The sequence below is a fragment of the Nocardiopsis sp. NPDC006938 genome, from assembly GCF_042869555.1.
GTDB lineage: Bacteria > Actinomycetota > Actinomycetes > Streptosporangiales > Streptosporangiaceae > Nocardiopsis.
The window spans coordinates 72,909-86,251 of sequence record NZ_JBIAGA010000020.1; the positions used below are offsets into that span (position 1 = coordinate 72,909).

Consider the following 13,343-nt stretch of genomic DNA (forward strand, 5'->3'; position numbering starts at 1 on the left):
GTCGCGGGGTTGGCTTCGGGGTTCGTTCCCGGGCTCGTCGGGGGTTTCGTTGCGGGGTTGGTTACGGGGCTCGTCGGGGGGTGAGTCGCGGGATTCGTTCCCGGGTTGCCGGGTCCCGCGCGTCGTGTGCGGCGCCGTGGGACGCCGGTGGCCGGTAGGGGACAGCCCGGATCGCAACTCGGCTCGTCCTCGCCGCATCTCACCCGCCAGTGGCGGAGCGCGTTCGGAGCGCCCGCACCCCACAGAGGAAGGGCAGCAGCGATGCGCCAGCCCCCGCCGTACGGTCACCACGAACGCCCGCCCACCGGTGTAGACCCGCGCGACCTGCGGCCCGGGCGGCGTTGGTACGTCGTGGGCGGCCTGGTCCTGTTCGCGGGTTTGACCGCCGCTCTGGTGGGGTTCGTGGTGACCGTGTTCAGCACGGTCGGCCTCTCGGGGTTCGAGGCCCGGGCGGCGGCCGGTGAGAGCGTCGGGTTCACCGTGGAGGAGCCCGGGTTCCAACTCGGCCTTTACACGAACTCCGGCCAGGAACGCAACCCCGACGCCTGCGCCCTGGTGCTGCCCGACGGTACGGAGTCCGGCTTCGCCCGGCCCGGCTACTCCCACGAGGCCGCGACCGGTGGAGAGAACTGGACCCTGGTGGGCACGAGCGAGATCACCGCGCCGGGTGAGTACGCTCTGGTCTGCGACGGCGCCCCCGTCGGCGCCGACTTCACGGTGGCGGACAACGGCGAGGGCGGCGCCGGGGTCGTCAAGGGCGTGGTGGGTGCGCTCCTGTGGGCGTTCGTCCCGTCGCTGGCGGGCCTGGCGGCGGGGGTGACGATCATCGTCGTCACCGCCGTGCGCCGTCACCGCTCCAAGCAGCGTCTGCTGACCGAGCGGCACTGGCAGGCCGCACACGGCCGGGGCCGGGCACCCCGGTAGCGGGCGGGGACCGGGCATGGAGTCGCTGACCGGATGCCGGAGGGCGGAGGACAGGTGGCCGGGGCCGGAGGGCGAAGGCCCGGTACCGGGACCTCCGGTCCGCGTTCCGGCCGTCTGCCGGTACGGCCGACCAGCCGGGGCGGGATTGGTCCCGATACGCCCACACGTGCTCCGTTTTCCCCTCTGTCACAGGATTCTGCGACACTGCGCGCATGACCCCTCCCCCTCAGCACGCGCACACGAACGCCGTCCCCTCTTCCCCGAAGACCGCCGGAGCTCGCGGCTACTGGTGGGCGGGAGCCCTCGCCCTGGTCTCCGCCCTGCTCTTCGGCGCGGCCTACCTGTTCTCCCAGAACGCGAACTTCCCGGAACCGGACATCGTGGAGCGACTGGGCAACGGCGAGCGCACGACCTTCGAGGTCGAGGCGGAATCGGACGGCGAGTGGGCCGCCTACCACTCCCTCGGGGGGCACGCCTCCATGCCGTGTACTCTCCACGGGCCCGGCGGCGAGGCGACCTGGCCCCGCACGAACTACGGTTCCCCGGCCCCCGCCTTCGGGGGCTGGGGTGCCGTCGGGATTCTGGAGACCCCGCAGGCCGGGACCTACACTCTGGCGTGTTCCGGCACCTCAGAGGAGTACGCGATCGGCGGCTCCGGCCCGATCCGGATGGTCGATCCCACCTACGACGTCCTCCAGGTCACGGCCCTCGGGGTCGTCCCGCTGCTCCTGGTCTCCGCGGTCGCGGTCGCCGTGGTCACGACGGTGCGCCGGAGGGCGGCCGCCCCCACCCCGCGGCTCCCCCACCAGAACTGACCACGCGACCACGAGAGCGCACCCCCATGCCACCCCCTGAGACAGGGCCCGGAACCGGTCCGGTTCCAGCCCCGGGCCCCGATGACCGCGCACTTCCCACGAGCACGGACGACGGGTCGTCCGCCTCGGCCCCGCACGTGACGGGTTCACCGTCACCCGCGTATGGTGCGCACCCGCCCCAGGGCGCCTCCGCGCATCCCCCGCCCCCGCCGCACGCGCACGGGGACGCCACCGGACCGCACCACCCACCGCCCCCGCCCCGGGCCGCACCCTCGGCACCGGCCGTGCCGCCGGAGGGCGAGACCCCTCCTCCGGGCGTGAGGCCGTCCCGGCACTGGTACTGGGCGGGCGCGCTCTTCCCGGTGAACCTGCTGGTCAGCATCGTCCTGCTGAGCGACAACCCGGACGCCTCCCCGGGGCTGATCGTCGGCGGCATCGTGACCCCGATCCTGTCCTTCCCCGTGTCCCTGTTCACCTGCCTGATCGTGTTCGTCATCCGGTCGCACCGGCTCACCCGACAACGCGCCCAGCGGCTGCACGGCACGGCGGCGGCCGTACCGCACCCCGGCTACTGGCCCGCCCCGCACCACCCCGGCTACGCGCCCCCTCCGCCCCCGGGCTACGCGCCCGCCCCCCATCACCCCGGCTACGCCCCTCCCCCGCCCCAGGTGAAGATCCCCAACAGGGACCTGCGCCCCCAGCGGCGCTGGTTGGTCGTCAGCGCCCTCGTCCTGCCCTTCGGCATGATCGTGGGCATCGCCTCCATGGCCGGGATCTGGAACAGTGCCACCAAGGAGCCCCCCGCGTTCGCCTCGCCGGTGATCGAGGGCAGCGGTTCGGTCACCCTCTGGATCAACCCGGAGCAGATGGACTCGCTGGCTCTCTACTCGACCGCCACACGCGACGAGGAAGACCAGTTCCACTGTTCCCTGAGCGGGGGCGGAGGCCCGAGGTTCACTGAGAGACAGACCGGTTACACCTACGAGGGGTGGCGGCTGATCGCCCCCGCCTCGATCGACCTGCACGGCCCGCACACGCTGAGCTGCGACGGTCCCCCCGGCATGGAGTTCGTGCTCGCCGACACCTCTGTCGTGACCGACTACGACGATCGGATGCTGCTCGGGGTCGCGACCATGATGCTGTCGGGCTTCCTCGGCTTCGTCGCCTCGCTGGTCCTGCTCGTCACGCTCGGGGTCAGGCGGGGGTCGCACCGGGACAGGCTCGTGCGCGAGCACCAGAACCTCATCCTCCGCCACCGGCCTCTGGGGCGGGGTCACCACCCGCCCGGGGTCTGACCCGCGGGGGACAGCGATGCCGTCACCGACCGGCACCGAGCCGTTGGCGGCTCAGTGCACCCGGCGAGCGAACCCTCGGAACCGGAACGGGGCGGGCGGGGTCATAGTGGCTAAGCTCAGAGCGCGCCCGCCGCCCCGAATTCCAGCTACCAGCTCCTCAGGAGCGCACGTGCCCCCTTCTGAACCGCCCTTCCAACCCCTACGCCCACGCGACCCCCGGTCCGTGGGCGACTACCAGACCGTGGGACGCCTCGGCGCGGGCGGCATGGGCGCCGTCTACGCCGGTCGCGACTCCTCCGGGGCTCTCGTGGCGGTCAAGCTCGTCCACGGCGACCTAGCGGCCGACCCCGACTTCCGGGCCCGGTTCCGCCGCGAGGCCGACCTCGTCCAACGGGTCTCCAGCCCCTGCGTTCCACGGTTCCTGTCCAGCGACACGGGCTCGGAGCAGCCCTGGCTGGTCACCGAGTACGTCGCCGGGCCCACCCTGCGCCAGCACGTACGTGAGCACGGTCCGCTGGCCGGAGGCCACCTGCGGGCCTTCGCCACCGGGGTGGCCGAGGCGTTGCGGGCCATCCACGCGGCCGGGATCGTGCACCGCGACCTCAAGCCCGGCAACGTCGTTCTCGCGGTGGACGGCCCCAAGGTGTTGGACTTCGGCATCGCCCGGGCGCTGGACGAGACCGCCATCACCCGCACCGGCGGGCTGTTCGGCACCCCTGGCTGGGTGGCCCCGGAACTGCTGCGAGGCGGCCGGCCCGGACCGGCCGCCGACGTGTTCGCCTGGGGTGCCCTGGTGGCCTTCGCCGCCACGGGGCGGAGCCCGTTCGGGACCGGTTCGGCCGAGACCGTGGCGGTGCGGGTCCTGGACGGCCAACCGGATCTGGCCGGGGTGCCCGACGACCTGATGCCGCTGGTCAGCGCCGCGACCGGGGGCGATCCCACCCGGCGGCCGACCGTGGAACAGACACTGTCGGAGCTGATCGGGACGGAACTGACCCGGGTCGGTGGTGCGGCTGTGGCCGAGGAGGCCACCGCCCTGGTCACCCAGATGCTCAGGGACGGCTGGAGGGCCCCGCCACCGCCCACACGGATCACCCCGCCCCCGGGTTCCGGTCGGACTCCGACGCGAACGGGTGAGCGCGAACGGAAATCCGGCGAACGGCGCTGGCTGGTGCTCACGGCGGCCGTCCTGGCCGTGCTGCTGGTGGCCGGTGGCGGCTGGTTCCTGGGCGAGCGCTTCGGCGCGGACGGTGGCGACGCCGGGGAAGCCCCGGATTCGGGCACCGATACGGGTTCCAGCGAGGGCACCGGGACCACCACCACGGACCATGGCGCTGGGATAGCGGTGGAGATGGCCGGGAACGGGCTGTTCACCGTGCACGCGGACGGCTCCGGGGAGCTCGGCGTCGCTCCGGGCTTCGACGGGGTCGGCCCGGTTCTGCCCGAGGGGGTCGAGCACAAGTACGCCATAGCTTCTGTCCGGGTCCAGACGGTCTACTCGGACACCGCCGCGCAGAGCGGAGTCATGGTGTTCGGTGAGGTCGAGTACGTGGCGGACAGCGGGGAGTTCACCCTGCGCTCGGGCGACTTCACCCTCCTGGAGGTCGGCGAAGGACTGGACCCGCTCCCCGACGACCCCACCGCCGACGGCCGCCCAGCCCACCTCGCCGACCCCGACGACGTCCAGATCACCGTCAGCCCGGCCGCGCCCAGCGCCGAGTTCGAGGTGCGCTTCCCGGACGCCCCCGACAGCGGACTGCTCGCCTACCTGCCCTCCCCCACCTCCCACGGCGGCGAGGAGGACACCGTCCGAGGTGCCTATGCCTGCTACATGAACTGGCACCCCTACCCACCGGTCGACATGACCGACGACGAGTTCGTGCCCTGCTGGGAGGAGCCCCCGAGTGAGTGAACACAGCGGCCATGACCCACGCACCGGGTTCGCTCCCCTGCGGCCGGACGATCCCGAGACCCTCGGCGGCTTCCGGATCGTCGGCCGGGTCGGCACCGGCGGCATGGGCACCGTGTACGCGGGTCTACGTCCCGGGAGTCGCACCCGCGGCTACACGGCGATCAAGGTCATCCGCGAGGAGCTCACCGAGGACCCGGACTTCCACGCCCGCTTCACCCGCGAGATCCGGCTCCTGCGCCGGGTCCGCAGCCGATCCGTACCGGAGTTCCTCGGCTCCGGCCGCGACGGGGACGGCCCTTGGCTGGCCACCGAGTTCGTGCCCGGGCTGTCCCTGTCCGCGCACGTCAAGCAGCACGGGCCGCTCCCGCCGAACCTGCTCCTCGGGCTGGCCGCCGGGGTCGCCGAGGCCCTGCACGCCGTACACACGGCGGGGATCGTGCATCGCGACCTCAAGCCCGGAAACGTCATGCTCGCCCCGGACGGTCCCAAGGTGCTGGACTTCGGCATCGCCCGCGCCGTCGACGAGACCGCCCTGACCCGCACCGGCGGCCTGGTCGGCACCCCGGGTTGGATCGCCCCGGAGGTGCTGCGTGGAGCGTCTGCGGCCCCGCCCGCCGATCTGTTCGCCTGGGGTGCCCTGGTCGCCTACGCCGCCAGCGGCCGCGCGCCCTTCGGCTCGGGTTCCACGGACTCCCTCGCCCACCGGGTCCTCCTGACCGGTGTGCCCGAAACCCTGCTGCCGCTGGTGACGGCCGCCCTCGACCCCGATCCCCCACGGCGCCCCACAGCGGCGCAGGCCGCCCGTGCCGTGGCGGTCCTGGGGCAATCGCTGCCAACCGGAGGCACCGCAGCCCGGGGCGGGGCACCCGGGAGCGGGCGGGTTCCTCCCCCGGATGAGGCCGACCTGGCCGACGCCGTGGGCACCCTGCTGGACCGGGAGTGGCAAGGAGTGCAGGGCGTACGGCCGCCCGCTCCACCGCGCCGGATGCCCAAAGCCCTGGTGGTCGGCGGCGCTGCCGTTCTTCTTCTCGGCGCGGTGGGCGGCGGGGTCCTGGCCCGCGTCCTCTCCCATGACGAGGACAGTTCAGAGGGGACCGCGACGGAGGGGACGGAGCGGAGTCCAGGAGAAGGTACGGGCGAGGAGAGCCCGGGTGGAGGGGCCGCCGAGGAACCCGACCCGGAGTGGGTCATGCCGGAGCCGACGCCCTTCGACACCAACGCCGAGTGGCTGGCCGAGGTGATCAACTCGTCGAACGGCATGCCGACCTTCCAGGCCACCCCCGACTCCTACCAAACGCTCTTTCACCTCTCCGTGGTCTCCATCGAGGAGGTCCCTGAGGGGGTCCGTTTCACCCTGCTCGTCGCGAACCTCATCGAGGGCCACGAGCCACCCATACCCGAGCTGTTCACGATCCCCACTCCCGAAGGCCCGATCCACCCGGAGGAGAACCCCGGGGAGCTCGCCATCGATGACGAGCTGGTCCTCACCTTCCCGGATGCGCCCGCGCAAGGCCCGCTGACCTTCGGCGACCCCGATTTCACACCGGGGGTCTCCGGAATCCCGCCGGTCAGCCAGTGCTACGACGCACCGGCCGGAACGGCCTCCGTGGAGTACGAGACCTGCCCCTGACAGCCCCGGATTCAGCGCGACCCGAGGTCGTGCCCGATGTTCGGCCGCGGATCGGCGACCGGGTAGGGGGAAACCGTGCTGGAGTTCTCGTTGACCAGCAGCGACCGGCCCGCCGGGGGGAACGCCCGCTGCGGGCAGGCCGGACGCTCGCACACCTTGCAGCCGAGGCCGATCGGCGTGGCCGCGCCCGGGTCGGTGAGGTCCAGACCACCCGAGTACACCAGCCGGTCCGCGTGCCGTAGTTCGCAGCCCAGACCGATCGCGAAGGTCTTGCGGGCGGCCCCGTAGCCGCCGTATCCCCTGGTCACCGTGCGGGCCACCCAGAAGTAGGCGCGGCCGTCGGGCATCTGCGCGATCTGCCGTTGAATCACGCCCGGCGCGGAGAAGGCCGCGTAGACGTTCCACAGCGGGCAGGTGCCGCCCGAACGGGAGAAGTGGAACCCGGTGGCCGACTGGCGCTTGGACATGTTGCCCGCCCGGTCCACGCGCACGAACGAGAAGGGCACGCCGCGCCGCCGGGGCCGCTGAAGCGTGGACAGCCGGTGGCAGACGGTCTCGAAGCCGACGCCGAAGCGGTCCGCGAGCAGCTCGATGTCGTAGAGTTCGGCCTCCGCGGCCGCCTGGAACTCCCCGTAGGGGAGGACGAACGCGCCCGCGAAGTAGTTGGCCAGCCCGATGCGGGCGAGCCGCACCGCCTGGTCGGTGGTCAGCTCCTCGCCTCGGGCCAGCTCGTCCAGGAGGGGGCCGTGTTCGAGGAAGGCGAGCTGGGTGGCGAGCTGGAACGCGCGCTGGCCGGGGCGCAGGTGGGCAGCGAGGGTGAGGACGCGGCGGTCGGGGGAGAAGGCGCGATTGCGGACGCCGTCCCCTCCGGGGGGCTCGGTCTCCACCCGCACGCCGTGGCGTTCCTCCAGCAGGCGGGTGAGGACCACGTGCGCCCGGCCCGGGGCGACGTCCTGTTGCCGGGACAGCTCCTCGGCGCGGTCGTCGAGTTCCCCCACGTAGTTCTGGCGTTCGTAGAAGAAGTCGCGGACCTGCTCATAGGCCATGGGCGCCACCGACGCCTCCCCGCCGTCCCGGCCCTCGGCGAGGGCGGCGGCCTGCCCGGAGACGTCGCGGTACCGCCGGTGCAGGTCCACCAGAGCCCGGGCGACGGAGGGCATGGCGGAGGCCAGTTCGTCGAGTTCGTCGGCGGTGACCTGCCCACCCGCGGGGACGTCGGTGAGGGCCTCCCTCAGCTCGGCGATCAGCCGTGAGGTGTCGCTCGCCGCGAAGAAGCTCGGATCGACGCCGAACGCCTCGGTGATCCGCAGCAGGACGGGGACGCTCAGCGGGCGCTGGTTGTGCTCCATCTGGTTGAGGTAGCCAGCGGAGATGCCCAGCTCGCGGGCGAGCTCGGACTGCTTCAGCGCGTGCTCGTGCCGCAGCCTGCGCAGCCGCGGGCCCGCGAAGACCTTGCGCACGGTGGCGCCCCCTTCCGTCCCGACCAGGCTAACCCGAAGGTGTCTGGACGGGCGTTAGCAGGCTTAGCCGGGACGAGCGCCGGGCTTAGCCGGGCTCAGCATTCCGGGGCGCGGAGCTTCAGCGCGCGCCGCTCGGCTTCCACTCGTCGGCGAGCAGACCGAGCACGACCTCGTCCTGGAACTCGCCCAGGACCCAGGCCGAGGAGCGCAGCACGCCCTCGCGCACGAACCCGTTGCGCTCGGCCGCGTTGAGCATCGCGGCGTTGTCCGCGTGCGTCTCGATCTGCACCCGGTGGAGGCCGCGCAGGACGAAGGCGTAGTGGCAGAGCACCGCGACCACGTCGGTTCCGTAGCCCTTTCCGCGCAGGGACGGCCGCAGCCCCAGGCCGATGTGCGCGACCCGGCTGTGGAGGTCGATCCCCCACAGGGTCGCGGTACCGACCAGCTCGTCGCTCTCCACGTCCACGACGGAGAACGTGGCGTGCCCCTGGGCCCTGTCGTCCACCTCGACCAGGGAGTGCTTCGAGCCGGGCATCACGGGGCGCCACGGGGAACCCTGGGCAACCGAGTGGGTGACCGGGTCGTCGAAGAGCTCGGCCTGAAGGACCGGGATGTCTTCCTCGTGCCGGGCCCTGAGCCCGACCTTTCTACCTCTGAGCATCCCAGCTTTGTACCGGGCGCGACCGCCCGGCGGCAAGCGGATTACTCAGAGGAGGCCGCGGCGTTCGTCGGGGACGGGCGACGTCAGCCCGGGCCGGGGGCGTCCTCGTGGTACAGCTCCAGCGCCTCGGCGAGCGCCTCCAGGGCTTCCCGCCCGGTCTCCCCCTGGGAGGCGACCTCGACGTCCACGGCGCGCGCCACGTAGCCGCCAGCCTCGGGGTCGGGTGTCACCACTGCGCGCGGGCGCGGTGTGCGATCCATGGCATCAGCGTAGCCACGGTGGTGCGGGCCCGCGTGCCCCGGCTTCGCGGGCTTAGCGGAATCACCTCCTCCGGTTAGCACGACTCAGCAGGTTTCGGGCCTTCCACCAGGCGTTTGCGCCGTGCGAGCCTCGACCGCACAGCAACCGCGTCGAGGGGATGAACATGGTGCAGCACCGCGTCCGGGTCCACCGGAGCTCCGAGGGGCCGGCCAAGGAGGACCAGCTGGCCCACCGGATCGCGTCGGTGGCGACCGACCCGGTCCGGGTCGAACCCGCCGTGGTGGAGATGATCGGCAACCGCGTCATCGACAACGCCGCCGTCGCCGCCGCCTCGCTGCGCCGCCGCCCCGTGCGCAGCGCCCGCGCGCAGGCCACCCGGCACCCCATGAGCCCGGGCGCGGCGGTCATGGGCACGCCGCTCTCCACGCGCGTCTCCCCCGAGTGGGCGGCGTGGGCCAACGGGGTGGCGGTGCGCGAACTCGACTTCCACGACACGTTCCTGGCCGCCGACTACTCGCACCCGGGTGACAACATCCCGCCGGTGCTGGCCGTCGCCCAGCACCTGGGCCGGGACGGCCGTGACCTGGTGCGGGGCATCGCCACCGGGTACGAGATCCAGGTCGCGCTGGTAAAGGGCGTCTGCCTGCACGAACACAAGATCGACCACATCGCCCACCTGGGCCCCTCGGCGGCGGCCGGGATCGGCACGCTGCTCGACCTGGGCACCGAGACCGTCTACCAGGCGGTCCAGCAGGCCCTGCACGTCACCACCACCACGCGGCAGTCCCGCAAGGGCGAGATCTCCAGCTGGAAGGCGTACGCCCCGGCCTTCGCCGGGAAGATGGCCGTGGAGTCCGTGGACCGCGCCATGCGCGGCGAGGGCGCCCCCTCCCCCGCCTACGAGGGTGAGGACGGGTTCATCGCCTACCTGCTCAGCGGCCCGGGCACCGAGTACGTGGTGGAGCTGCCCGGCCCGGGCGAGCCCAAGCGCGGCATCCTCGACACCTACACCAAGGAGCACTCGGCCGAGTACCAGAGCCAGGCCCTGATCGACCTGGCCCGACGACTGGGCCCGAGGGTCGGCGACACCTCGCGGGTCCGCTCCGTCACCATCCACACCAGCCACCACACGCACTACGTGATCGGTACCGGGTCGGGCGATCCGCAGAAGATGGACCCCCTCGCCAGCCGCGAGACCCTCGACCACTCCATCCCCTACATCTTCGCGGTGGCCCTCCAGGACGGCGAGTGGCACCACGAGCGCTCGTACGCCCCCGAGCGCGCCCAGCGCCCGGACACCGTCGAGCTGTGGCACCGGATCAGCACGGTCGAGGACCCGGAGTGGACCCGCCGCTACCACGCCACCGACCCGAAGGAGAAGGCCTTCGGCGGACGCGTGGTGGTGGAGATGGCGGACGGATCGGTGATCGAGGACGAGATCGCCATGGCGGACGCCCACCCGCTGGGCGAGCGCCCGTTCACCCGCCCCGACTACGTGGCCAAGTTCCGCTCGCTCGCCGAGGGGGTCGTCTCCGGTGAGGAGCAGGACCGGTTCCTCGGGCTGGTCGAGCGCCTGCCCGAGCTCACCGCCGACGAGGTGCGCCAGCTCTCCTTCACGGAGGACACCGCCACCGCGCACGGCGACCTGCCGACCTCGAAGGGGATCTTCTGATGACGCACTCCACCGTCTCGCCCCACGCGAAGCGGCGGCGGCTGCGTGAGGACCTGGCGTCGAACCGGCTCCTGCGCGTGCCCGGTGCCATGAACCCGCTCACCGCCGTCCTGGTGCAGGAACTCGGCTTCGACGGCGTGTACGTCTCGGGTGCGGTGGTCGCCGCCGACCTCGCCCTCCCCGACATCGGGTTGACCACCCTCACCGAGGTGGCGGGGCGCGGCGGCCAGATCGCCCGGGTCAGCGACCTGCCGACGATCATCGACGCCGACACCGGCTTCGGCGAGCCCATGAACGCCGCCCGCACGGTGCGCGCCCTGGAGGAGGCCGGGCTGGCCGGGTGCCATCTGGAGGACCAGGTCAACCCCAAGCGGTGCGGTCACCTGGACGGCAAGTCCGTCACGGACACCGCCACGATGGTGCGCCGTATCCGCGCCGCCGTCGGTGCCCGCCGTGACGACGGCTTCGTGATCTGCGCGCGCACCGACGCGGCGGCCGTGGAGGGTCTGGGCGCCGCGATCGAGCGGGCCAGGGCGTACGTGGACGCGGGGGCCGACATGGTCTTCCCCGAGGCGATGCGCGGCCCCGCCGACTTCGAGGCGTTCCGCGAGGCGGTCGACGTGCCGCTGCTGGCCAACATGACCGAGTTCGGCAAGAGCGAGCTGCTCACCACCGAACAGCTGGAGTCCCTCGGGATGAACATGGTGATCTACCCGGTCACCAGCCTGCGCCTGGCCATGGGCGCCGTGGAGGACGGGCTGCGCACCCTCCGCGACGAGGGCACCCAGGCGGGGATCGTCGACCGGATGCAGACCCGCGGGCGACTGTACGAACTCGTCGACTACGCCTCCTACAACGCCTTCGACAGCGACGTCTACAACTTCACGATCTGAACGGATGTGGTGAGCATGACCGACACGGCGATCCGCAAGGGACTGGCCGGGGTGGTGGTCGACACCACCGAGATCTCCATGGTCGACGAGGCCTCCAACTCGCTGACCTACCGCGGCTACCCGGTGCAGGACCTGGCTGCCTCGTGCACGTTCGAGGAGGTCGCGTACCTGCTCTGGTACGGGGAGCTGCCCACGGCGGGGCAGTTGCGCGCGTTCACCGCGCGAGAGCGGGCCCACCGCGCCCTGGACCGGCACACCCTGGAGCTGCTGCGGCGCCTCCCCGAGACCGCACACCCGATGGACGTGCTCCGGACCGCCATCAGCTACCTGGGTGCGGACGACCCCGCCGAGGACGACTCCTCGCTGGAGGCCAACCGGGCCAAGGCCGAGTCGATGCTGGCGAAGCTGCCCACCGTGGTGGCGGCCGACCACCGGCGCCGCCAGGGGCTGGACCCGATCCAGCCGGACCCGGGGCTGGACTACGCGGAGAACTTCTTTTACATGTGCTTCGGGGAGGTGCCCGCCGCCGAGGTGGTGCGCTGCTTCGAGGTGTCCATGATCCTGTACGCGGAGCACAGCTTCAACGCCTCCACGTTCACCGCGCGGGTGGTGACCTCGACACTGTCGGACATCTACAGCTCCGTGACGGCGGCGATCGGGGCGCTGAAGGGGTCGCTGCACGGCGGCGCCAACGAGGCGGTCATGCACATGCTGAACGAGATCGGTTCGGCCGACCGTGCGGCCGCCTGGCTCGACGAGGCGTTGGCGGAGAAGCGCAAGATCATGGGGTTCGGGCACCGGGTGTACAAGCACGGGGACTCGCGGGTGCCGACCATGCGGGCGGCCCTGGAGCAGATGGCCGCGTTGAAGGGTGCCGACGGGCTCATGGAGCTGTACGGGGCGTTGGAGGGGGCGATGGCGGAGCGCAAGGGCATCCACCCGAACCTGGACTACCCGGCGGGGCCCGCCTACCACCTGATGGGGTTCGAGGTGCCGACGTTCACGCCGTTGTTCGTGATGGCCCGGATCACCGGGTGGACGGCGCACGTGCTGGAGCAGCAGGAGGCCAACGCGCTGATCCGTCCGCTGAGCAGTTACACGGGTCGGGAGCGCCGCCCGGTGCCGTTGCCCGCACAGCGCCTGGCGGGCTGAGGTCGGTCTCCTGGGTCTTGTCTCGTGCCGGGAGCGGCATGGGTCCGTGCCAAGCCGTAGAGCGTGCTGGACCCCCAGGAGTCGGATCTGAGTTTCCCGGTCCCACTCCTGGGGATCGGTTCGATGCCTGGGCCTCTGTGGCGTTGGGCTACCTGTGGCACGCGACCTGGAGTAGGGCGGCCCATTCAGGACTCGGGAACATCAGGTGTCCCCGCCCACGATTCTGGGTGTCACGGACAGCCGAGGCGCCGGGGAGGTCGGCGACCTCCACGCAGTTCTGCGTGGTGGAGCCGGAGTAGCTGGATGTGCGGAAGGTGAGTTCGGTGGTGTGGGGATGCATGGGTGGGGGCCTCCGCTGGGGGGGTGGGGACACGGGCTGACTCATACACAGTCCTGCCCACCGCTTGGAGGAAAACGTCCCGAGCCCCTGTCCGTCTACGGACAGCCCAGCCTGCTTCCCCTGTACAGGCCGGGGGCGTACAGTGCGCGCGGTGTGCTTTCAGGTAGAGCAGGGCGAAGGCCCCCAGCGCGTGAGCTGGGGGCCTTCGTCGATTCGGCTACTTGATGGAGGCGCTTAGAGCTCATCTCAAAAGCCATCGGCATGCTTGGCCAGGTGCTTGTAGCAGATGAGGATGCAGGCGATGCCGAGCATGGCCAGGAAGGTGGAG

General features: G+C 71.9%; 12 protein-coding genes. 8 read left to right on the forward strand and 4 right to left on the reverse strand.

What is annotated here, in order from left to right:
• The first annotated feature begins 261 nt into the window (after positions 1-261).
• The 5 genes from ACFYL4_RS24185 (at position 262) to ACFYL4_RS24205 (ending at position 6,576) form a co-directional block, all read left to right on the forward strand.
• Positions 262-924, forward strand: coding sequence for a hypothetical protein (locus ACFYL4_RS24185; RefSeq protein ID WP_387521315.1), 663 nt, complete (start codon positions 262-264; stop codon positions 922-924).
• Between the two features lie 212 nt (positions 925-1,136).
• Positions 1,137-1,739, forward strand: a complete 603-nt coding sequence (locus ACFYL4_RS24190; RefSeq protein ID WP_387521316.1) for a hypothetical protein — start codon at positions 1,137-1,139, stop codon at positions 1,737-1,739.
• A gap of 317 nt (positions 1,740-2,056) precedes the next feature.
• Positions 2,057-3,034, forward strand: a complete 978-nt coding sequence (locus tag ACFYL4_RS24195) for a hypothetical protein (RefSeq protein ID WP_387521318.1) — start codon at positions 2,057-2,059, stop codon at positions 3,032-3,034.
• Between the two features lie 169 nt (positions 3,035-3,203).
• Complete coding sequence (locus tag ACFYL4_RS24200) at positions 3,204-4,946, forward strand: serine/threonine-protein kinase (protein ID WP_387521321.1); 1,743 nt, start codon at positions 3,204-3,206, stop codon at positions 4,944-4,946.
• Positions 4,939-6,576, forward strand: a complete 1,638-nt coding sequence (locus tag ACFYL4_RS24205) for a serine/threonine-protein kinase (protein WP_387521324.1) — start codon at positions 4,939-4,941, stop codon at positions 6,574-6,576. Before ACFYL4_RS24200 ends, ACFYL4_RS24205 begins: the two co-directional genes overlap by 8 nt.
• An 11-nt stretch (positions 6,577-6,587) precedes the next feature.
• On the opposite strand, the gene ACFYL4_RS24210 is transcribed toward ACFYL4_RS24205, so the two are convergent.
• The 3 genes from ACFYL4_RS24210 to ACFYL4_RS24220 all read right to left on the reverse strand — a co-directional run bounded on the left by ACFYL4_RS24210 (position 6,588) and on the right by ACFYL4_RS24220 (position 8,957).
• Positions 6,588-8,036, reverse strand: coding sequence for a short-chain fatty acyl-CoA regulator family protein (locus ACFYL4_RS24210; protein ID WP_387521327.1), 1,449 nt, complete (start codon positions 8,034-8,036; stop codon positions 6,588-6,590).
• A gap of 118 nt (positions 8,037-8,154) precedes the next feature.
• Positions 8,155-8,697, reverse strand: coding sequence for a GNAT family protein (locus ACFYL4_RS24215; protein ID WP_357760020.1), 543 nt, complete (start codon positions 8,695-8,697; stop codon positions 8,155-8,157).
• A gap of 83 nt (positions 8,698-8,780) precedes the next feature.
• Entirely contained in the window at positions 8,781-8,957 is a 177-nt protein-coding gene (locus ACFYL4_RS24220; RefSeq protein ID WP_357760023.1) for a type II toxin-antitoxin system HicB family antitoxin, read from the reverse strand.
• A gap of 164 nt (positions 8,958-9,121) precedes the next feature.
• Between ACFYL4_RS24220 and ACFYL4_RS24225 the strand changes: the two genes are divergently transcribed.
• From ACFYL4_RS24225 to ACFYL4_RS24235, 3 genes are read left to right on the forward strand one after another with little or no spacing between them, the layout of a single operon-like run.
• Positions 9,122-10,630: an MmgE/PrpD family protein gene (locus ACFYL4_RS24225; RefSeq protein WP_387521330.1), complete on the forward strand. Its 1,509-nt coding sequence runs from the start codon at positions 9,122-9,124 to the stop codon at positions 10,628-10,630.
• Positions 10,630-11,523 carry a methylisocitrate lyase gene (gene prpB, locus ACFYL4_RS24230; protein WP_387521333.1) on the forward strand — a complete coding sequence of 298 codons (894 nt, stop codon included), beginning with the start codon at positions 10,630-10,632 and terminating at the stop codon, positions 11,521-11,523. Before ACFYL4_RS24225 ends, prpB begins: the two co-directional genes overlap by 1 nt.
• 15 nt (positions 11,524-11,538) lie before the next feature.
• Complete coding sequence (locus ACFYL4_RS24235; RefSeq protein ID WP_387521336.1) at positions 11,539-12,675, forward strand: bifunctional 2-methylcitrate synthase/citrate synthase; 1,137 nt, start codon at positions 11,539-11,541, stop codon at positions 12,673-12,675.
• Positions 12,676-12,823: 148 nt separating this feature from the next.
• Here the strand turns inward: ACFYL4_RS24235 and ACFYL4_RS24240 are convergent, their stop codons facing one another.
• Complete coding sequence (locus ACFYL4_RS24240; RefSeq protein ID WP_387521338.1) at positions 12,824-13,015, reverse strand: DUF397 domain-containing protein; 192 nt, start codon at positions 13,013-13,015, stop codon at positions 12,824-12,826.
• Between the last annotated feature and the right edge of the window lie 328 nt (positions 13,016-13,343).